This window comes from Corynebacterium sp. HMSC08D02 (assembly GCF_001807505.1).
Taxonomy (GTDB): Bacteria; Actinomycetota; Actinomycetes; order Mycobacteriales; family Mycobacteriaceae; genus Corynebacterium; species Corynebacterium pseudogenitalium.
In genome coordinates this window covers 35519-54442 of sequence record NZ_KV789254.1, presented here as the reverse complement: position 1 = coordinate 54442, position 18924 = coordinate 35519, and the positions used below count along the sequence as shown (strand labels likewise).

17 protein-coding genes are annotated in these 18924 nt (G+C 56.8%); 10 read left to right on the top strand and 7 right to left on the bottom strand.

Annotated features, from left to right (window positions below; genetic code table 11):
- Nucleotides 1-4: 4 nt before the first annotated feature.
- From HMPREF3170_RS08655 to coaD, 4 genes are read left to right on the top strand one after another with little or no spacing between them, the layout of a single operon-like run.
- Nucleotides 5-1567 (top strand): DAK2 domain-containing protein, encoded by a 1563-nt coding sequence (locus HMPREF3170_RS08655; protein WP_070479143.1) that lies wholly within the window; start codon nucleotides 5-7, stop codon nucleotides 1565-1567.
- Between the two features lie 3 nt (nucleotides 1568-1570).
- Nucleotides 1571-3673: an ATP-dependent DNA helicase RecG gene (locus tag HMPREF3170_RS08650; protein ID WP_070479141.1), complete on the top strand. Its 2103-nt coding sequence runs from the start codon at nucleotides 1571-1573 to the stop codon at nucleotides 3671-3673.
- A gap of 16 nt (nucleotides 3674-3689) precedes the next feature.
- Nucleotides 3690-4274 (top strand): RsmD family RNA methyltransferase, encoded by a 585-nt coding sequence (locus HMPREF3170_RS08645; protein ID WP_070479139.1) that lies wholly within the window; start codon nucleotides 3690-3692, stop codon nucleotides 4272-4274.
- A 3-nt stretch (nucleotides 4275-4277) separates the two neighbouring features.
- Nucleotides 4278-4787 (top strand): pantetheine-phosphate adenylyltransferase, encoded by a 510-nt coding sequence (gene coaD / locus HMPREF3170_RS08640; protein WP_070479138.1) that lies wholly within the window; start codon nucleotides 4278-4280, stop codon nucleotides 4785-4787.
- Nucleotides 4788-4840: 53 nt separating this feature from the next.
- Here the strand turns inward: coaD and HMPREF3170_RS08635 are convergent, their stop codons facing one another.
- The 6 genes from HMPREF3170_RS08635 to HMPREF3170_RS08610 all read right to left on the bottom strand — a co-directional run bounded on the left by HMPREF3170_RS08635 (nucleotide 4841) and on the right by HMPREF3170_RS08610 (nucleotide 9621).
- On the bottom strand, nucleotides 4841-5632 hold the full coding sequence (locus tag HMPREF3170_RS08635; protein WP_070362550.1) for an amino acid ABC transporter ATP-binding protein: 792 nt from the start codon (nucleotides 5630-5632) through the stop codon (nucleotides 4841-4843).
- Nucleotides 5633-5634: 2 nt separating this feature from the next.
- Nucleotides 5635-6576, bottom strand: a complete 942-nt coding sequence (locus HMPREF3170_RS08630; protein ID WP_070362549.1) for an amino acid ABC transporter permease — start codon at nucleotides 6574-6576, stop codon at nucleotides 5635-5637.
- Between the two features lie 6 nt (nucleotides 6577-6582).
- Nucleotides 6583-7449 carry an ABC transporter substrate-binding protein gene (locus HMPREF3170_RS08625; RefSeq protein WP_070479199.1) on the bottom strand — a complete coding sequence of 289 codons (867 nt, stop codon included), beginning with the start codon at nucleotides 7447-7449 and terminating at the stop codon, nucleotides 6583-6585.
- Between the two features lie 84 nt (nucleotides 7450-7533).
- Nucleotides 7534-8088: a hypothetical protein gene (locus tag HMPREF3170_RS08620; protein WP_070362548.1), complete on the bottom strand. Its 555-nt coding sequence runs from the start codon at nucleotides 8086-8088 to the stop codon at nucleotides 7534-7536.
- Nucleotides 8089-8175: 87 nt separating this feature from the next.
- On the bottom strand, nucleotides 8176-9315 hold the full coding sequence (hypD, locus tag HMPREF3170_RS08615; RefSeq protein WP_070362547.1) for a hydrogenase formation protein HypD: 1140 nt from the start codon (nucleotides 9313-9315) through the stop codon (nucleotides 8176-8178).
- A gap of 36 nt (nucleotides 9316-9351) precedes the next feature.
- The gene (locus HMPREF3170_RS08610) at nucleotides 9352-9621 is read right to left on the bottom strand and encodes a HypC/HybG/HupF family hydrogenase formation chaperone (protein ID WP_070362546.1); all 270 of its coding nucleotides are present in this window, start codon (nucleotides 9619-9621) and stop codon (nucleotides 9352-9354) included.
- Nucleotides 9622-9861: 240 nt separating this feature from the next.
- Between HMPREF3170_RS08610 and hypE the strand changes: the two genes are divergently transcribed.
- On the top strand, nucleotides 9862-10956 hold the full coding sequence (gene hypE / locus HMPREF3170_RS08605) for a hydrogenase expression/formation protein HypE (protein WP_070479136.1): 1095 nt from the start codon (nucleotides 9862-9864) through the stop codon (nucleotides 10954-10956).
- Nucleotides 10957-10979: 23 nt separating this feature from the next.
- Here hypE and hypF read toward each other — a convergent pair whose 3' ends face one another.
- Entirely contained in the window at nucleotides 10980-13277 is a 2298-nt protein-coding gene (hypF, locus tag HMPREF3170_RS08600; protein WP_070479134.1) for a carbamoyltransferase HypF, read from the bottom strand.
- Between the two features lie 47 nt (nucleotides 13278-13324).
- On the opposite strand from hypF, the gene HMPREF3170_RS11380 reads away from it, so the two are divergent.
- The 5 genes from HMPREF3170_RS11380 to cybH all read left to right on the top strand — a co-directional run bounded on the left by HMPREF3170_RS11380 (nucleotide 13325) and on the right by cybH (nucleotide 18923).
- Entirely contained in the window at nucleotides 13325-13669 is a 345-nt protein-coding gene (locus tag HMPREF3170_RS11380; protein WP_070362543.1) for a hydrogenase maturation nickel metallochaperone HypA, read from the top strand.
- Between the two features lie 16 nt (nucleotides 13670-13685).
- Nucleotides 13686-14504 carry a hydrogenase nickel incorporation protein HypB gene (gene hypB, locus HMPREF3170_RS08590; RefSeq protein WP_070362542.1) on the top strand — a complete coding sequence of 273 codons (819 nt, stop codon included), beginning with the start codon at nucleotides 13686-13688 and terminating at the stop codon, nucleotides 14502-14504.
- A gap of 167 nt (nucleotides 14505-14671) precedes the next feature.
- Nucleotides 14672-15916: a hydrogenase small subunit gene (locus HMPREF3170_RS08585; RefSeq protein WP_070479131.1), complete on the top strand. Its 1245-nt coding sequence runs from the start codon at nucleotides 14672-14674 to the stop codon at nucleotides 15914-15916.
- 38 nt (nucleotides 15917-15954) lie between these two features.
- The gene (locus HMPREF3170_RS08580) at nucleotides 15955-17694 is read left to right on the top strand and encodes a nickel-dependent hydrogenase large subunit (protein WP_070479130.1); all 1740 of its coding nucleotides are present in this window, start codon (nucleotides 15955-15957) and stop codon (nucleotides 17692-17694) included.
- Nucleotides 17691-18923, top strand: a complete 1233-nt coding sequence (cybH, locus tag HMPREF3170_RS08575; RefSeq protein ID WP_083290946.1) for a Ni/Fe-hydrogenase, b-type cytochrome subunit — start codon at nucleotides 17691-17693, stop codon at nucleotides 18921-18923. The genes HMPREF3170_RS08580 and cybH overlap by 4 nt, the downstream gene beginning before the upstream one ends.
- Nucleotide 18924: the final 1 nt, after the last annotated feature.

The window sequence follows — 18924 nt, the reverse complement described above, 5'->3', positions numbered from 1 at the left end:
GACCATGGAAACAGCAACTGCACTCGATGGACCACGGCTCCTGTCCTGGGCTCGTCGGGCAGCGGCAGAACTCGAACGTCGCCGACACGAGATCAACCAGCTCAATGTGTTCCCCGTCCCGGACGCGGACACTGGTTCCAACATGGCGCAGACGATGGCGGCGGCTGTCGAAGAGGCGTCGAAAAGATCTGATGCTCAGTCGATGCAGGAAGTAGCCGAAGCGCTTGCCGTTGGCGCCATTCGCGGCGCGCGTGGCAACTCGGGTGTTGTGCTGTCCCAGGTCATCCGAGGCGTCGCGCAAACCGCCGATGAAGATACTCGAAGCGGGCAGTTCATCGCGAACGCGCTTGCCCAAGCAGTGCAGTTTGTTGACCGCGCAATTGCCGAGCCGGTAGAGGGCACCGTGATCACGGTGCTGCGGGCAGCGTCGACTGCGGCATCGCAAGCGCTGCAGGAAACAGGGGGAGAAGCACCCGCGTTGAGCATCGCACAGGCTGCCGCCGACGCTGCGCAAACTGCACTCGCACGTACCCCGTCACAGCTGGAAGTGCTACGGGAAGCGGGCGTCGTCGACGCAGGAGGCACCGGCCTCGTTATCCTCCTGGAATCACTTGTATACGAACTCGACGGCCAACCCTACGAGGTAGCGCAGCCTGCCGCACACGGAACCTCTCACGTGATCTCACACGCAAGTGGCAAGGCAAACCTGGAAGTCATGTTCTTCTTCGAAGGCGACATGGATGTCCTTGAGGGCGAACTGAGCACCATGGGCGACTGTCTTGTGATCGCTCGCAATAACGAGCACAGCGGCAAAGTCCACATTCACTCCACCGAGGCCGGCGCAGTGATTGAGCGCGCGTTCGCCCGCGGTACCGTGACACAACTGCATCTCGAAGTGCTCCCGGACGAACCTGTCACGCAAACTCCCACAAGACTGGTTGTCGCAGTGACGCCTCCCGGATCACTTACTGATCTCTACGCGCAGGCAGGTGCGGTAACAGTCGCGCCGGGCGAGAATATTGTCGCGGACATCCTCGCCGCCGTCCACAAAACCGAAGCTCGCGAAGTTATTTTGCTGCCGAACGGACTGCTTGATCAGCGAAGCCTCGCCGCAGTGGAGAAAGCAACCCACGCCTTCGAACAAAGCATCACCCTGCTTCCTACCGTGCGGCTTGTTTCCGGTATCGCGGCGCTCGCCGTTCATGACCCAGCCCAACCACTCGCGACGGCAGCTTTCACCATGTCGGAGGCCGCCGGAGAAATGCGAACCGCTGTCCTCCAGCGCGCCCCTAAAGCCGGGCTCGTGCAAGGAGGGGCAGTCTCGAAGGGCGACATCATCGCCATGGCACACGGCGAAACACTCCTGATCGCTGACGACGCGATAGCCGCCGTCGAAAAGACCTGCAAGCGCCTCCTCGAGCCCGGTGGGGAACAAGTCACCGTACTCTTCGATACCGCATCACTGCGCGCCGAAGACCTCGCGGCACTCGACGACAAACTCGACGTCGACGTCATCGTTTTCCCCGCAGACGGGCTCGGTGCCGTCGCCGAGATCGGAGTCGAATAGGAAGTGCTAGGAAACATCGACCCCAGGCCGCTCAACCTCGTCATCCCCCTGAAACAAGCCAAGGCAATCACCAAACACCTTGGATACAGCACCTGCGGCGAGCTCCTCGAGCACTACCCACGCCGATACCTCCACTACGGCACCGCGACTGACCTTGCCACCATCAATGAAGGCGATACACTCAGCATCGTCGGCGAAATCACCGCTACCCAACGCATCCCCAACAGAAAACACCCCAACCGACCCATCTACCGAACCCACGTCTACGACGGCACCAACACCTTCACCGCAACATTCTTCGGCTCCAACTACGCCATGCGAGTGCTCAAAGAACACACCCGCGTCATGATGACCGGCAAAATCAGCACGTACCGCAACGAAATCCAGTTCCAACACCCAGACTTCGTACTACTCGACGGCCCCACCCAAGCCACCGGAGCACTACGACAACTCCAACACTTCGGCGACCTCGAAGCAATCCTCTCCGGACGCGAATGGCTCCCAATCTACCCGGCAACAAAACAGGTCAGCACCTGGACCATCATGGGAGCCGTCCACACCATCCTGCAAAGCCTCCCCACAGTCCCCGAACCCCTCGGCGCAAGCCCTGACGGATACATCGCCCGCGACAGCGCCATCCGCACCATTCACCAACCTGACACCGAAGGACCCGAACCCGCCCGCCGACGCCTCAAATACGACGAAGCCATGACCGTCGCACTCGCCATGAGCGTGCGACGCACCGACGCAAACAACCACAACGCTCCAGCCCTTCCCAAACAACCAAACGGCGAACAATCCCGACTCATTACACAACTCCCATTCCCACTCACTGGCGGGCAACAACGCGTCATCCAGGAAATCTCCACCGACCTGACTCACGCCCACCCAATGAGCCGCCTCCTCCAAGGAGAGGTCGGCTCCGGCAAAACTATCGTCGCACTGATCGGCATGCTCCAAGCGGTTGATAACGGCGCTCAAGCAGCCCTGCTCGCACCTACCGAGGTGCTCGCGCAGCAACACGCACGATCGCTTACAGAGACACTCATGCGCGCCGGGCTGCACACGACCGTGGTGCCACTCACAGGCTCCATGCCGACGGCACTGAAGCAAGATGCCCTCCTCAAGATTGTCTCGGGTGAGGCGGACATAGTCGTGGGCACCCACGCGCTGATTCAAGACAGCGTGGAGTTCTTTAACCTTGGCTTCGTCATTGTCGACGAGCAGCATCGTTTTGGCGTGGAGCAGCGCGACCGACTTCGCGCTAAGTCGGGGGCGCAGACTCCGCACTTACTCGTCATGACAGCGACGCCGATCCCGCGCACAATCGCAATGACCGTCTTTGGTGATCTCGAGGTCTCGGTGCTCAACGAGCTGCCAGGCGGAAGGAAGCCTATTCAGTCCTCAGTTGTTCCGGAGTTCAAGCCGACGTGGATTGCACGTGCGTGGGAGAAGATGCGAGAAGATGTCGCGGCTGGCCACCAGGTCTACATTGTGTGCCCGCGTATTGACGGCGAGGGTGGTGTCCTTGAGACTGCCGAGTGGTTGCGCGCTACCGAGTTCCCAAGCCTGCAAGTAGCCGTACTGCACGGCAAGATGCGTGCTGAGGAAAAAGACGCTGTGATGTCCGATTTTGCAGCGGGTGGCATTGACATCTTGGTAGCTACGACCGTCATCGAAGTTGGCGTAGACGTGCCGAACGCGACTGTCATGATGGTACGGGAATCAGAAAGCTTTGGCGTTTCACAGCTGCACCAGCTGCGAGGCCGAGTCGGGCGAGGCGGCAATCAATCTCTGTGTCTTTTCCATACACAGGCAGAAGAAGGCAGTGATGCCTTTCAGCGGGTCTGGGAGGTTGCTCAGACGAGCGATGGCTTTGCTCTTGCCGATCTAGACTTGCGCCACCGCCGTGAGGGTGACGTGCTCGGAACAGAGCAGTCAGGTATCCGTCGCACGTTTAAATTGATCGACTTGATTGAGGACTACGAGATCGTTACCAGTGCGTACCGCGATGCGGCCCGCTTTGTCGAAGAAGACCTTGAGAAGGCACGGGCGCTCAGTGCACACCTCCAAGATGAGGACTTTGTGTACCTAGAAAAGAGCTAAAGCTAGAGTGAGTACCATGAATCGCATCATTTCTGGTGAAGCCCGTGGGCGCAAGATTAAAGTTCCACCGGAGGGGACACGGCCAACGTCGGACCGCGCGCGAGAGGGCCTCTTTTCCTCTCTGCAGGTCCGCTTTGGGTTCCCTGGGCAGCACGTCCTTGACCTCTTTGCGGGATCCGGCGCACTAGGGCTGGAGGCAGCCTCGCGTGGCGCTGAGGAAGTGGTGCTTGTGGAAGACGACCCGAAAGCGGTCGCGGTGATTGAGCACAATGCGGGCGTTGTCGGGCACCCGAACACCCGTGTCGAGTCCGTGAAAGTCTCCACGTATGTGGCGCGTGCTCCCAAGCAGCACTTTTCAATGGTGCTCGCCGATCCACCCTATGACCTTGCCGATGAAGCCGTGGCCGAAATGGTCACTGCGTTGCAGGAGCTACTCGTCGACGGCGCCGTGGTCGTCATCGAACGTCACCGCGAAAGCCCCGAGACCGCATGGCCGCCCGCGTTTACCCCTACGGGACAGAAACTCAAGAAGCGCTTGTACGGGATCGCACGGTTCGATATGGCAGTGTATACAGCCCCCTCAGACGCTCAGGAGGAGTGAGTTATGGCCCAATCGTTAGCTTCGGCTCGTAACGTTGCGGTGTGCCCCGGGTCGTTCGACCCCTTCACGAACGGGCACCTGGATATCGTAGACCGTGCTCGACGCCACTTCGACGAAGTAGTCGTTCTGGTAACTGGGAACCCAACCAAGAAAACTGGAATGTTTACAGTGGCGGAACGAGTCGCCTTGATCCAGTCCGCCGTCGCCGACATGCCGGAAGTGAAAGTAGACAGCTGGGGTGGGTTGTTGGTCGACTACACCAGCGCACACGGCATTACTGCCCTGGTGAAAGGCTTGCGATCGTCACTTGACTATGAGTATGAGCTGCCAATGGCGCAGATGAACCGCCGACTCACCGGTGTTGAGACGTTCTTCTTGCTCACTGACGAGAAGTACGGCTACATTTCGTCCTCGCTATGCAAGGAAGTCGCCCGCTTCGGAGGCGATATCGGGGGACTGGTACCTCCGGCGGTCATGCAGGCGATGAACGAACGCCTGCGCGAAGCAAAGTAAAAACCCGGAAGATCAGCCAAGCAGATCTACCGGGCTCCGATTGCGCGCTCAAGCTAGAAAATCGTCGAAAGGAAGGCCTTCGTGCGTTCCTTTTGAGGGTTGTCGAGCACCTGTTCAGGGGTGCCGTACTCGACGATCTGACCGTCGGACATGAAAGCCACGTGATCTGCGACCTCGCGCGCGAATGCCATCTCGTGTGTGACCACCAACATCGTCATGCCATCCTGCGCAAGTTGCTTCATCACCCGCAGCACTTCACCGACAAGCTCCGGGTCAAGTGCGGACGTGGGCTCGTCGAAAAGCATGAGCTTTGGATCCATCGCGACCGAACGAGCGATAGCGACTCGCTGCTGCTGACCACCTGAAAGCTGGATCGGGTAGGCGTCCGCCTTCGATTCGAGACCGACCATGCGCAGAAGCTCCATCGCACGGACCTTTGCCTTCTCCGGCGACTCGCCCTTGACATGGACCGGAGCTTCAATGATGTTGTCGAGCACGGTGCGGTGCCCGAACAAGTTAAAGCTCTGAAAGACCATCCCGATGTCCCGGCGCTGGACTGCGGCATCCTTCTCGCTCATCTCATAGAGCGTGCCGTTCTTTTCGCGGTACCCGATCAGATCACCATCAACGTACAGGCGACCAGCAGTGACCTTCTCAAGATGGTTAACGCAGCGAAGGAATGTGGACTTGCCGGAGCCGGAAGGACCGATCAAACAGGTAACAGAACCCGGAGCTACTTCGAGGTTGATGCCCTTGAGTACTTCCAAGCTGCCGAAGGACTTCCATACGTCAACCGCTTGGATCATTGGCGTTTGGGCGGGGGAAGAAGATGTAGGAGAAGCCATGGTTACCGTTGGTTCCTTTCTGGAGCTTCAATGATCTCGACGTTGTTTGGAATTGTGCCTTCGGCGTCGGCCAAGCTAGCGAGCTGCCGGGCAGTGAGCTGGCGGGTTGCGCCCCGGTCGAAGTAGCGCTCCAGGTAGTGCTGCGCGACCATCAGCAAGGAGGTGATTACCAAGTACCACGTTGCTGCCACAAGCAGCAACGGAACCGGCTGGAACAGCGCTGCAGCGATATCCATCGAGCGGCCGTACAGCTCCAGGGAGTAAGGAACCGCAACAACCAACGAAGACGTCTTCAGCAAGGAGATAAATTCATTTCCTGTCGGCGGAATGATAATGCGCATCGCTTGGGGAAGAACTGTCCTAGTCATGGTCTGGGACCAGCTCATGCCCAGCGACTTCGACGCTTCAATCTGTCCTTCTGGAACAGCGGAGACACCCGAGCGGACAATTTCCGCCATGTAGGCGGCCTCATTGAGGCCCAGACCAACGACGGCGAGAGCAAATGCGGAAGAGGTGAACGGATCGAGGGAGATTTGCGTAAACCCGAGATTGATGGAGTCGTAGATTGCTCCGATCAGGCCCCAGAACATCAACTGAACGTACACGGGGGTACCGCGGAAAATCCAGAGGAAAACCCAGCTTACGGTGCGAAACACCGGGTTGGGACTCATACGCATCACGGCAAGGAGCACACCGCCGACCACGCCAATAAGCATCGCGAGGACCGTAATCGCAATGGTGTGTAGAGCAGCTACCGCGATTCGAGTATCGAAGAGGTACTGCGCGTATGTGTCCCACCCATACGCTTCATTCTTGGCTGCGCCAATAATAAACCAGACAACGAGGACGCCGAGCAGGACCGCGAGCGCCCACCGTCCTGGGTGCCGTAACGGTTTCGCTTCAATTCTGGCAGGCCGACTTTGGCTAGTAGATGGTGTGGTCATGGTCTGTTACTTCCATTCTGTAAGGGGCTGTTCGTTAATAAGCGCGGTATCGAGCAGGCCAGTTCGTACGTTCCACTGCGCCAAAATGCGCTCGTAATCGCCAGTGTCGATGAGGTGCTGCATTGCGTGGGCAAGCGCAATGCTCAGACCTGAGTCTTTTGGCACCGCGATTCCGTATGGTGCTGCGTCGAACATGTCACCCACGAGCTCGAGCTTCCCGTCGGAGCGTTCGACCGCCCAAGACGTGACAGGGGAGTCAGCACTAAAGGCATCTGCACGGCCAACCAGTGCCGCGAGCGCCGCGTTGTCAGAGGTGTCGAACGACAGGATGGTGATGGGTGGTTTTCCTGCTTCAATACAAGCATCATTCTTCGGACGCACGTCATCGGTCTCGGAAACGGTTGTGCGCTGAACCGCAACTGTGAGACCACAAGCATCCTCTGGGTTCACATGCGTACCGGTGAGTTGAGCCCACTGGATTCCTGCGAAGAGGAAATTAACGAACTCAAAGCTTTTGCGGCGCTCTTCGTTATCAGTAAATCCAGACATGCCAGCGTCAAGGCTGCCTGCCTGAACCGCAGGTAGGATCATAGAAAAATCCATCTCCTGTGGATCGAATTCGAGACCCATGATTGAGGCAAGCGCGCGCCCGAGGTCAAGCTCCAGCCCGATCAAATTACCTTGTGAGTCTTTGAACTCGAAGGGGGCGAATGGTGGGTTGGCGCCAATTGAGAATTTGCCGTCTTTCGAGACATTCTCGGGGACCATCGCCGCAATCTCAGGAACGGTAGCAGGCTCAATAGGCTCCCAGCCATCTGGGTTGCCACCTTCCACGTTGGTTACGCAGCCACTGAGAAGACCAACGCCCATCATCAACGTGAACGCGCTGAGGACCCTCGTCGCCTTGCCAAAGCGTTTGTTTTGGTTCATTGTTTTCGACCTTGTTTGGGATTGTTTCTAGCGTGGGGTTGGAAGCGATCGCAGCCCACGCATGATGAGCTCTACCGTTTGTCCAACCAGAAACACACTCAACATTGCGAGAAGCACTGGTGCTGTCGCTTGGCTTGAGCCCTGAGAACTTTGAGCAAAATTACCAGTGAACAATCCACGGACCATATTCGAAGATCCCTGTACCTCAGCTTTAGTCCATTCGAGCGGGTTTGCGGTGCTTGGTATCGACGACCCCTTCGCCCATCCCTGAACAAAGTCCTTGCCGTCGCCCTCTGGCATGTCATCAGTCCACTTGAGGAATAGCTCAGAGCTGGAGATTTTCTGCACTGGGTTCTTTTCGGGCGGAATGTAGAGAGGGTCGTTCTCTGGGTCTTGATCCAGGGAGCTCTTCTTTTCGCCCTCGGACGCGCTAGAAGCTTCACCGGCGTCTTTATCAGAGTCTATCGAACTTGTAGCAGGTGCTTCGGGGGCTGGGATTTCCGCAAGTGCGGAAGGGCTGACCACCGAAGCCGTTGCAATGAGAGAAGCCGCGGTGACCGCGGCCGTGATACGTTTGCGCATGAGTGAATAATACCCACTCGGACAGTTTTGCGCTAACAAATCGAAAGATTTTACCCCCAGGCAGTTCTGACCTGGGTGTTTACTAATCTAAGAGAGGGAAGAAGTGGTGATTTTATCTATTCTTCCGAAGTTGTAATATGCGGCACAGGCTCCTTCTGGGGAAACCATGCAGGTACCAATCGGGGTGTCCGGCGTACAGGCGGTACCGAAGACCTTGCACTGCCACGGCTTGATGTGGCCGGTCAGGACAGACCCGCACTCACATGCCGCGGGGTCTTCGACTCGGTTGCCGGGCACATCGAAAATGCGCTCCGCATCCCACTTGGCGAACTCTTCAGAGATGGCCATTCCGGAATGGGGAAGGGTTCCAAGGCCACGCCACTCGAACTCGTCCCGTATATCGAAGACCCTATCCAAGAGCGCTTGCGCTGAAGGGTTGCCCTCTGGGCGCACGACGCGGGCGTACTGGTTTTGGACGCGTGCCTTGCCCGCGGCAATGTCGCCCGACGTAAACTGCTCCAGCAACTGGGCAACGCCCTGAAGAATATCCAAAGGTTCGAAGCCGCAAACGGAGACTGGCCGGTTAAATTCTTCAGCCAGGAAATCGAAAGCCTTTGTGCCGACCACAGTTGCTACGTGGCCGGGCCCGATAAAGCCGTCAACCTCCGTGACACCCCCGTTGGCGATTGCACGCAGTGGTGGCTCGATGGTCACATGGTTAGAAAAGACTGAGAAGTTTGGGATATCGCGTTGCTTGGCGGCGGTTAGCGTCACAGCGGTGGATGGCGTCGTCGTCTCAAAGCCAATTGCGAAGAAGATAACGTGCTTATCCGGGTTCTCCTCCGCGATCTTGAGAGAGTCCAGTGGAGAGTAGACAAAGCGAACGTCGCAACCACGTGCACGAGCCTGCAACAGTGACTCCTCGGAGCCTGGAACACGCATCATGTCGCCGAACGTGGTCAAGATAACGTCAGGCTGGTTTGCAAGCCAGAGTGCATCATCGACCCTGCCCATTGGAATGACGCAGACTGGGCAACCAGGTCCGTGAACGAGGTCGATGGAGTCGGGGAGAAGATTTTCCAGGCCGTAGCGGTAGATCGTATGGGTATGCCCACCGCAGATTTCCATGAGCTTAATCGGGCGGTCGAGTTGCTTCGCCTGTTCCTCAATGGTTGCAATCAGTTGGCGAGCTGCGGCTGGGTCACGAAACTCATCGACGAATTTCATGTGGGGTCCTTTCTTAGGAACGTAGGGGACGGTGGCTTAGTCGATTCTTGAGGTTGTAAACGAATCGAGCTCGTCCTCAAACGTATTTGCGCCGAGTTGTTGAATCTGTTGCAGGGTTGTCGCGGCTTCATCCTCGTCAATTTTTGACAGCGCAAATCCTACGTGTACCAGCACCCATTCGCCGACCTCGAGTCCTTCTTCAACAAGAAGATCAGTGGAGATTGCACGGGTTACTCCCGAGATGCTGACTGTTGCGCGGGTGGGATCCTTAATTTCGACAACCTGCGCTGGTACTCCCAGACACATAAAGCAGAGCCTTCCATCGATTGCATTATTTTCACACTTTTTCGTGCTTATTCCGTTTTACATTATTGCCCATGATTTGTGCATTTCTAAAAGTACCCAGCAAGCTAACTATGCGCGTCACCCACAACCTTCAAGCCCCGAAAACCCAAAACACGGTACCGGCGGTAGAATTCACACACGGAACTATTCGTAGCAATTCCACACGGTGGCTAGTTGCGAAAATAAGAAAAGGAAAGTGCTGTGCAGCCTAAAAACCGCCTCAATGTAGATGAGTCCAAGGTCAATGACAACATTGCTCGAGTGCGTCGTCGTGGTGGACGCTTGAAGGATGAATATGTCACGCTCGCACACGGGGCGGGCGGAAAGGCGAGCGCGACACTGCTAGAGCAGGTATTTTTCGACGAGTACGGCAACGATCTGCTCTCACAGGGGGAAGACTCGACGCTGTTGGACCTCGATTTGAACGGCGGGACGCTGGCGTTTACAACCGACAGCTATGTGGTGAACCCGATAGAGTTCCCGGGTGGATCCATCGCGGATCTCGCGGTAAACGGTACCGTCAACGATCTTGCCGTGGGTGGTGCGGAGCCGAAGTATATTTCGGTGGGTTTCATTCTGGAAGAAGGGCTTGAAGTAGAGACGCTTCGCCGGATCGCGCAGAATCTCCGCACCGCAGCAGAACGCGCCGGAGTACAGATTGCGACTGGCGACACAAAAGTAGTTCCGAAGGGTGCTGGGGACAAGATTTATATCAATACAGCAGGCATCGGCGTAGTACCTGCTGGACGGGAACTCGGTTTTGCAAAAGTCAAGCCTGGTGACCGGATTATCGTTTCTGGCCCGATCGCAGACCACGGTATGGCGGTCATGATGGCCCGCGGAGACCTCGCAATCGAAGCTCCGATCGAGTCCGACTCGCGCGAGGTCGCAAGTTTGGTGCGGGCGATGCTCGCCGATGCCCCCGAGACTCGTTGGATGCGTGACGCCACACGTGGTGGTCTAGCGACAGTCATGAACGAACTTGCAGAATCAACTGGCTACGGCGTTGCACTGCACGACGAGAAGATCCCTGTGCAGCCGATGACGCGCGCCGCTTGCGACATGCTGGGCATTGATCCGCTCTACGTCGCGAACGAAGGAACGTTTACGGCGGTGGTGCCGGAAGACCAGACCGACCAAGCACTCGCGGCGCTGCATGCAGCAGGCGCTGAAGGGGCGGCGGTGGTTGGAAAGATCGTCGAGGAACCAGCTGCAGCGGTGGTGTTGGTCACCGGCTTTGGTGGTACCCGTATGGTCGACAAGCTGGTCGGCGATCCGTTGCCACGAATCTGTTAACTTCCTGAGGCTGCATGGGTTCGCTACCGCGACCAGATCCTTCCTGCGGCCGCCTGGCCGAGGCTGAGCCCGCCGTCGGTGGCGGGCACTTTTTTATGCGTTAACACCGTCAATGAGGGGTGTTGGTGCCGGAGTACTTGCAAGATGTCGGTCATCAAAATGCGGTTGACGGCGCAGCCCCCCGTGATGCCAATGACCTCGGTTGCTTCTTCTTGGGCGGCGTCAATAAGCGAGCGAGCAACGAGTGTCGCTATGCCTGCGTGTGCAATTCGGGCAATGTCTTCGAAGAGGCGTGTTCCATCTAGGGTTGCGTTGATCACCCATTGTGCAAGATGCGGGAACGATCGAATATCTTCGGTTGCGTCAAGCGCTTCTGCCAGCGAAAGGCGAGACTTGCCTGCGAGGGCCTCAAGCTCCATCGCTGCTTGCGCTTCGTAGCTCACCGATTGCTGAACCTGGAGTATCGATGCGAACGCGTCGAAGAGACGTCCCATCGAAGTTGTTGCAGTGGTGCCGAACCCGCTGCTGAGCTGAGAGTCGACTAATCGCAACTCGTCTAGATCAACTTCAGGAGGCACGCTGAGGCCTTCGAGCTGCCAGCTATATGCGAGACCGCGCGCAATCCGCCACGGATTTCGCACCGCTTTATCGCCACCTACGAGGGAAAATGGTGGTAGGTGCCAGAGCCGCTCGGCGTTGCCATCGTCGGATACATGAAGTATTTCGCCACCCCAAATGGTGCCGTCCGTTCCGTAGCCGGTGCCGTCGAGAGCTGCAACGACGGCGGGCGTCGATAGTCGCTGATGCTCAGCCAACAGTGACAGTGCATGTGCGTGGTGATGCTGGACCTCAATGAGCTCGACGTCACGCTGGTCAGCGTAACGCTGCGCCCACATCGAAGTTTGGTAGCCAGGGTGCATGTCGCACACAACAACGTCGGGTTGTGCGCCTTGTATTGAGCAGAGCTGTTTTACCATTTTCTCGAAGTGCCGCTGAGCATCCCATGACCCCATATCGCCTACATGCGAGGAGACGTGTGCGTACCGCCCAACGGCCAGAGTCGCCGTGTTCTTGAGTTCGCCCCCTACCGCTAGGACAGTGGGCTTTCGCTCAGTGTCGAGCAGCATTGGAATCGGCGCCAGTCCGCGAGACCTCCGAACAAGCGTCGTATCGACGTAGACCGAGTCTTCCACGGGCACATAAATCTCACGATCGTGGAGCACAAACATGTCCGCGAGGTGCGTAAGTTTCCGAAGTGCCTCTTCATTAGTGACGCATAAAGGCTCGCCGCTGAGATTGCCCGAGGTAGCTACCACAGGTCGGTCAACCAACAGATGGTGCAGTGGCGAATATGGAAGCATGAGGCCTACTTCCCTCAAACCAGGCGCAATCCCTTCGCAGAGTGCTCCTTCGTGAAGCGGAACAGACACGATCGGATGTGACGGCGATACCAAAAGATCCTCCGCTTCTTTACTGAGTGTTGCAATGGATTTGGCGGCGTCGAGATTTGGCACCATCACCGCGAGAGGCTTGTCGGGTCGGCGCTTGCGCTCCCTCAGCTTTTCGACGGCCTCTTCGTTTTCCGCCGCGCACATCAGGTGAAAGCCACCAATCCCTTTGACCGCGACGACCGCACCAGATTCCCAGGCGTTTTGAACCTTGAGCACGAGCTCGTCGAATTTGCCGGGGTCCAATGCAAGCGCATCCGTTCGCGTTTCGGCGAGGACGGCACCGTTGGCATCCGTACACCACAAAGTAGGGCCGCAATGTGGGCAGCTTATTGGTTGCGCGTGAAACCGCCGGTCGTCTGGGTTCGTGTATTCTTCCTCGCATTGTGTGCACATAGGGAATTCACGCATGGTGGTAGTCGCGCGGTCGTAGGGGAGCGAAGTAATGATGGAAAGACGTGGTCCGCAGTGCGTGCAAGTGGTGAATGGGTAGTGGTAGCGCCGATTGTCTTGGTCATCAATATCGGCTAGGCAGGCTTCACACGTTGTCATGTCAGGGGAGATGAGTGTCTTTTCTCCCTCGACATGTTCTGACTCGACAATCCGAAACCCCGTTTCGCCGTATACGAGTGGGAGTGAAGACGTTTGGCTATCCAAAATGTGAGCGAGAGGCGGGAGCTCGTCGATAAGCGTCTTCTGCGCATTGTGGAGTGCTGTTGCGTCGCCCTGAAACTCGATAAAGACTCCGCGCTCGTTGTTGCCGACAAGTCCAGTAAGGCCGAAGCGTTGTGCGATTCGCGCGACGTGCGGACGCATTCCCACCCCCTGGACAATGCCTTCGAGAAAGACGCGGACTCTGCTCTGTGCTCCCATGCTGCATACTCTACAAACTTCTTGAATAATCGCCTAGGCTAGGTGCTGTGCATGAAGTTGCATTAAGTCATCAGTTAGCGTCAGCAGTTCAGCGCGCAGCGCGCGGACGAACAGTGCTGTCGGTGCACCTCCGAATCGGTGCGCTGCGACAAGTCGTGCCGGAATCACTCGAGTATGCCTGGGGGTTCGTCACAAAGGGGAGCCCCATGGAAAAGTCGGAGCTGCGGATCGACTGGGTTCCAGCCGAGATCGAGTGCAGCAACGGGCATCGAAGAATACTCGACCCCAATGAGTATCTCGACGTCCGATGCCAGGAATGCAACGCTCCCACGAGTGTGATTACGGGCGAGGAATTCGCTGTCGTAGACATTGATGTGACATCTGACCGTTAAGAAGGAGAAAAGAAGCATGGGACGTTTCCACCGCCACGACGACGGGACTGTTCACAGCCACGATCATTCGCATGATCACACGCACCACCACGAACACGATCACCTCCACGTGGGAGTAGATGCGGAGCACTCTGAGCACGGAGACCACACTGGGTATGACACTGGACGTGAACGCATCGCGGTGCTTGAGGATATTTTCACGGAAAACGATGTAAAAGCGGCCGCAAACCGTTCCGCGTTTGAAGAGCACGGCGTGGTTTGCATCAACGTGATGAGCTCCCCGGGAGCAGGAAAGACGACGCTGCTGCGTAAAACCTTGGAAGCGCTCGCGGACAAAATCCGTTTCGGGATTGTAGAAGGTGACATCGAAACTGCGTTAGACGCAGAGCGCTTGGAAAACCTCGGTGCACAGGTAAGTCTGCTCAATACCGGGAACGGGTTTGGGGGCGAGTGCCACCTCGATGCTCCGATGGTTGCGCATGCTTTAAAGGGGCTCAACCTCGATGATGTCGATATGGTGCTGATTGAAAATGTTGGCAACCTAGTGTGTCCGGCTGAATTTGAAGTTGGAGAGCATCATAAGGTAATGGTTGCCTCAGTTACCGAGGGGGAGGATAAGCCGCTGAAGTACCCGGTCATGTTCCGGAGTGTCGAAGTGGTCGTCGTAAACAAGGTTGACCTGCTGCCTTACCTGAATTTCGATCTCGATCTGTTCAAGGAAAATCTTGAGAAGGTGAATCCTGGAGTGAAGGTAATCCTTACCTCAGCTACAACGGGGGAAGGATTAGACGAGTGGAATGAGTGGCTTATGTCCCAATCGGGGGTAGATTTCTAGCCCTGCCGACTTCACGACACCGGAATTACTTTCATGTCTTGATACCCTGGCCCTATAGATGCGTTAAGCATGCAGCTTGACCGCTGATGGAATCTGTACACGTTCATTTGAGGGGTATGGGCCGGAGTATGTGCCGGCACATGGCTCTCGCATGAGAGGGAAAATCGATGCTTCTACAAGACACTTGGCAGAGTGGAACGCTTTGGGAAAACCTGTCGAAGAAGGGGGTGAAGCGTCGAGACTTCCTTAAAATGTGCAGCTCTATGGCTGCAGTGTTTGCAGTGGGTGCGCCGCTTGCCTCACGCGCCAACGCTGAAGAGACTGAGGTAATTGCCGAGGCGCTCGGTGATGTAAAGAAGCCAATGGTTGCTTGGCTTCAGCTACAGGAGTGCACCGGCTGTATGGAGTCGGTGCTTCGTTCCGGTTCCTCCACAGTTGAGGACCTCGTCTTGAACCAGCTGTCGATGAACTACAACGAGCTCGTGATGGCTGCATCAGGGCACGCAGCCGAGCAGGCACTGGAAGAGATGAACAAGGAACCGCACATTCTGGTGGTCAACGGCTCTGTTCCAACTGGTGCAGGTGGCGCATACTGCCAGATCGGCGGCAAGAGCGCCGAGCAAGTTCTCCGCGAAGCCGCAGAGAACGCAACCGTCATCCTCTCCGTCGGCGCTTGCGCAGTCTATGGCTCCGTACAGGCGGCACGTCCGAACCCAACCGGAGCTGTGGGCGTCGACGAGATCATTAAGGACAAGCCTGTCATCAACGTAGCTGGCTGCCCGCCAATCGGCGAAGTGATTACTGCGACCATCACTTATCTGCTCACGCATGGTGAGCCGCCAAAGGTTGATGGAGAAGGTCGTCCCCTTTTTGCATACGATCAGCGCATTCACGATTCCTGCCCGAAGCGTCCACACTTTGACGCTGGCCAGTTCGTGCGCACATTTGACGACGAAGGCGCTCGTAACGGCTGGTGCCTCTACGAAGTGGGCTGCAAGGGTCCTTCGACCTTCTCGCCATGCCCGATTATTCAGTGGAACCTCAAGTCTGGTTGGCCGATCGGCGCAGGTCACCCCTGCATTGGCTGTACGGAAAAGCACTTCTTTGACAAGTTCACCCCGTTCTACGAAGAGCTGCCGAACGTTCGGGCATTCGGACAGGAAGCCTCCGCGGGCAAGATCGGCCTCGGACTGATCGGTGTCGCGGCTGCTGGCACTGCAGTTCACGGCGCGCTGAGTGTTGTCAAGGAGGTCGGCATCCGCCGTAAGAGCGGCGAGGTGCAACCCCTCGCGGCATTCGGTGAAGAAGACGAGCCGGGAGATATTTCGGCACTCATGGCAGAGGGCGATCGGGCATTTGCGACGAGCACAGATGCCGATGGCCATCACAGGCCGACCAACCCTTCCGCGTAAGCGGCGTTCACGACGATTGAAAGGAAAAGCAACTAAAAATGGCTGAAAGAGTTGTTGTAGACCCGCTGACGCGTATCGAGGGTCACCTCCGTATGGAGATGGAAGTCGAAGACGGCACCATCACCAACGCTTGGAGCGAGACCACGATGTTCCGCGGCATTGAGAAGATTGTAGAAGGTCGAGATCCACGCGACGTCTGGGCGTTTGTTGGCCGTATCTGTGGCGTTTGCACTGGTGTCCACTCCCTGGCAAGTGTTGTTGCCGTCGAAGACGCGATTGGAAGCCACATCCCAAAGCAAGCGCAGCTTATTCGTGACCTCGTCCTGACAAGCCAGGAAATTCACGACCATGTTGTGCACTTCTACCACCTGCACGCCCTTGACTGGGTGAACGTTGTCTCCGCAGCAAAGGCTGACCCAGAGAAGGCAGTCGAGTTTGCGAAATCGATAGGTTCGAACTGGAAGCTCAACTCCGTCGACAAGTTCCAGCAGGTGAAAGACACCTTGAACTCGGTTCTTGATTCCGGTCAGCTTTCTATCTTCACCGGTGGATACTGGGACCACGAGGACTACCGTCTGCCACCAGAAGCAAACTTGATGGCGGTTTCGCACTACCTCGATGCGTTGCAGTTCCAGCGCTCGATTATCCGCATCAATACGGTGTTTGGCGGTAAGAACCCGCACCCGAACTTCCTCGTCGGGGGTATGGCCTGCACGATCGACCAGGATAAGTCAGAGACGGTCAACCAGGTTTCGATTGACCAAATCAAGAACTGGGTCGCAGAGATCCATGAGTTCATCAACGGTGTGTACCTGCCTGACGCAATGGCGATTATGGGCGTGTACAAGGATTACTTTGATATTGGTGCGGCTGCCCCGAACTTCCTCGCGGTTGGTATGGCTGGCGCAACAGTTCGTGGTGATCACATGGAGCGAACCATGGGGTACACGCACACGGACATCACTCCGGGTGTACTGCTCAACGGTGACTACTCCAAGGTCCATGAGCTCAATCCGGACCTGTTCAAGGAATACGTTTCCTCGGCATGGTTCGCACAGGATGACAAGAACGAAGGCAAACACCCATTTGAGGGCGACACTATCGCCGATTACACCGGTCCTAAATTGCCGTATAAATGGCTCGGCGATAACGAGGAGTACACCTGGTCTAAGGCGCCGCGTTACGACGGCCACGTCGTTCAGGTTGGCCCAGTTGCCCGTATCCTGCTCGCATATGCTCAGAACGAGCCAAGCACGAAGCGCCTCGTTGATGATGCGCTGAAGAAGCTCGGCATTAAGCTCGAACAGCTGAATTCGACCGGTGGCCGTACGCTGGCTCGTGCTCTGGAAGCTGTAACGACTTCTGAGGCCATGACCAATGTGTTGCTGCCCGAGTTCATCGAAGGATTGCGCAAGCGTGACTACGACGTCTTCGACTCCAGCAAGTGGGAACCTTCTTCCTGGCCGAAGGAATCAGAAGGCTTCTGCATGATGGAAGTCGCCCGTGGCTCTCTCAGCCACTGGACCAAGATCAAGGATGGTAAGACGGAGCGCTACCAGGCCGTCGTGCCGACCACCTGGCTGGCCGGTGGTCGTGATCCTGAGGGCAAGATGGGCCCATACGAGGAATCTCTGGCGAATGGCAAGCACCCGCTGGCCAACCCAGAGGAACCGCTAGAGGTACTTCGCACCATCCACTCGTTTGATCCATGCATGTCCTGTGCTGTGCACCTGCTGGACACGGAAGGCAATGAACTTGTGAAGGTGATCACGCAATGAGCACCCAGCTAAACCGTGCTTCTTCGAGCTCGGGTGGCGTGCCTGAGACTCGCAAGATCGCTCCAGATAAAAATCTGGTGTTGAGCGTCACAGAATCACGGCCGATAGACGATATCGGTGCGGAAACACTGTTGCGCCTGGCATCGTCGCAGCCGGCAAACTCGCCAGATCCTGTTGATCAGGCGCTGCTGCGTGCTGTTGACCCCGACTACGTCTACGGCACCGTGGAGAGCTTCAGCCCCGCGACGCCAAGCCGAAAGTACTCGCTTTCGGTCGTGCGTGACGCAAAGTTGCTCGGCGAGCGCCAGGACGTAGCGGTCATGCGTGGAGACCTTGCATCGGTAGTTCAAGCATCTGCATGGGATAAGCATGAGATGAAGACGATGATGCAGAACGTCGACACAGTTTCGAAGTTCGGCAATCGATGCATGGGCGTCGCCGTTGCACCTGTAGATGGCGACAAGACCGGTGAATTTGTACTCAAAGGCTATATTGCATTCGGCATCGGCGACCATGTCCGTCCGCGTCCTGTATCCAAGGGCGGCTACACCCGCATCGAGATGTGGCCGGTTGCACTGCGTTGGCAGCACTGGATCAACATGATTTTGATCATCATGATGACGATCACTGGTTACTACATCATGGATCCATTCTTCGGTCCTTCGAATGCTCACGATGCCGGAATGCTCATGGGCTGGAACCGTCTCATCCACTTCATTGCAGCCTTCGCGTGGATCGCACTGTCTATCTGGCGCCTAGCCATTATGGTGTTCGCTCAAACACGACAGATGAAGTGGCGGGCACTGTGGCCAGTGCGAAGCCAAGATGATCTGAAGTTGATGTGGGAGCAGACGAAATACTACCTGCTCCTTACGAACGAACCGCCACCACGTGTTGGCCACAATGGTCTCCAGCAGACGGCGTACACGGGCATTTACGCTATGTGTATGGTGCAGATTTACTCTGGTCTTGCGCTTTTCGGTTTGCCAAAGCAGGATAGCTGGTTCTGGCGGCTCATGGCTGCACCTGTGGAATGGATCGGCATCCCATACTTCCGTTTGGTGCATGCATTGATCATGTTCATTATTTGGGCTTTCGTCATTCTGCACGTCTACCTTGTGTTCCGTGCCGATGCGACGGAGCGCCACGGTGGCCTGTCTGCAATGATCAACGGCGGTGTTTGGTTGCCGAAGGGCACGAAGCCGGTTGACGGCCCTGAGGTTGAGTAGA

What these genes read in the sequence shown, in the direction of transcription:
- HMPREF3170_RS08655 (WP_070479143.1), top strand. Translation starts at nt 5, where the DNA reads ATGGAAACAGCAACTGCACTCGATGGACCACGGCTCCTGTCCTGGGCT.
- HMPREF3170_RS08645 (WP_070479139.1), top strand. Translation starts at nt 3,690, where the DNA reads ATGAATCGCATCATTTCTGGTGAAGCCCGTGGGCGCAAGATTAAAGTT.
- coaD (WP_070479138.1), top strand. Translation starts at nt 4,278, where the DNA reads ATGGCCCAATCGTTAGCTTCGGCTCGTAACGTTGCGGTGTGCCCCGGG.
- HMPREF3170_RS08635 (WP_070362550.1), bottom strand. Translation starts at nt 5,632, where the DNA reads ATGGCTTCTCCTACATCTTCTTCCCCCGCCCAAACGCCAATGATCCAA.
- HMPREF3170_RS08630 (WP_070362549.1), bottom strand. Translation starts at nt 6,576, where the DNA reads ATGACCACACCATCTACTAGCCAAAGTCGGCCTGCCAGAATTGAAGCG.
- HMPREF3170_RS08625 (WP_070479199.1), bottom strand. Translation starts at nt 7,449, where the DNA reads ATGATGGGCGTTGGTCTTCTCAGTGGCTGCGTAACCAACGTGGAAGGT.
- HMPREF3170_RS08620 (WP_070362548.1), bottom strand. Translation starts at nt 8,088, where the DNA reads ATGCGCAAACGTATCACGGCCGCGGTCACCGCGGCTTCTCTCATTGCA.
- hypD (WP_070362547.1), bottom strand. Translation starts at nt 9,315, where the DNA reads ATGAAATTCGTCGATGAGTTTCGTGACCCAGCCGCAGCTCGCCAACTG.
- HMPREF3170_RS08610 (WP_070362546.1), bottom strand. Translation starts at nt 9,621, where the DNA reads ATGTGTCTGGGAGTACCAGCGCAGGTTGTCGAAATTAAGGATCCCACC.
- hypF (WP_070479134.1), bottom strand. Translation starts at nt 13,277, where the DNA reads ATGGGAGCACAGAGCAGAGTCCGCGTCTTTCTCGAAGGCATTGTCCAG.
- hypB (WP_070362542.1), top strand. Translation starts at nt 13,686, where the DNA reads ATGGGACGTTTCCACCGCCACGACGACGGGACTGTTCACAGCCACGAT.
- HMPREF3170_RS08585 (WP_070479131.1), top strand. Translation starts at nt 14,672, where the DNA reads ATGCTTCTACAAGACACTTGGCAGAGTGGAACGCTTTGGGAAAACCTG.
- HMPREF3170_RS08580 (WP_070479130.1), top strand. Translation starts at nt 15,955, where the DNA reads ATGGCTGAAAGAGTTGTTGTAGACCCGCTGACGCGTATCGAGGGTCAC.
- cybH (WP_083290946.1), top strand. Translation starts at nt 17,691, where the DNA reads ATGAGCACCCAGCTAAACCGTGCTTCTTCGAGCTCGGGTGGCGTGCCT.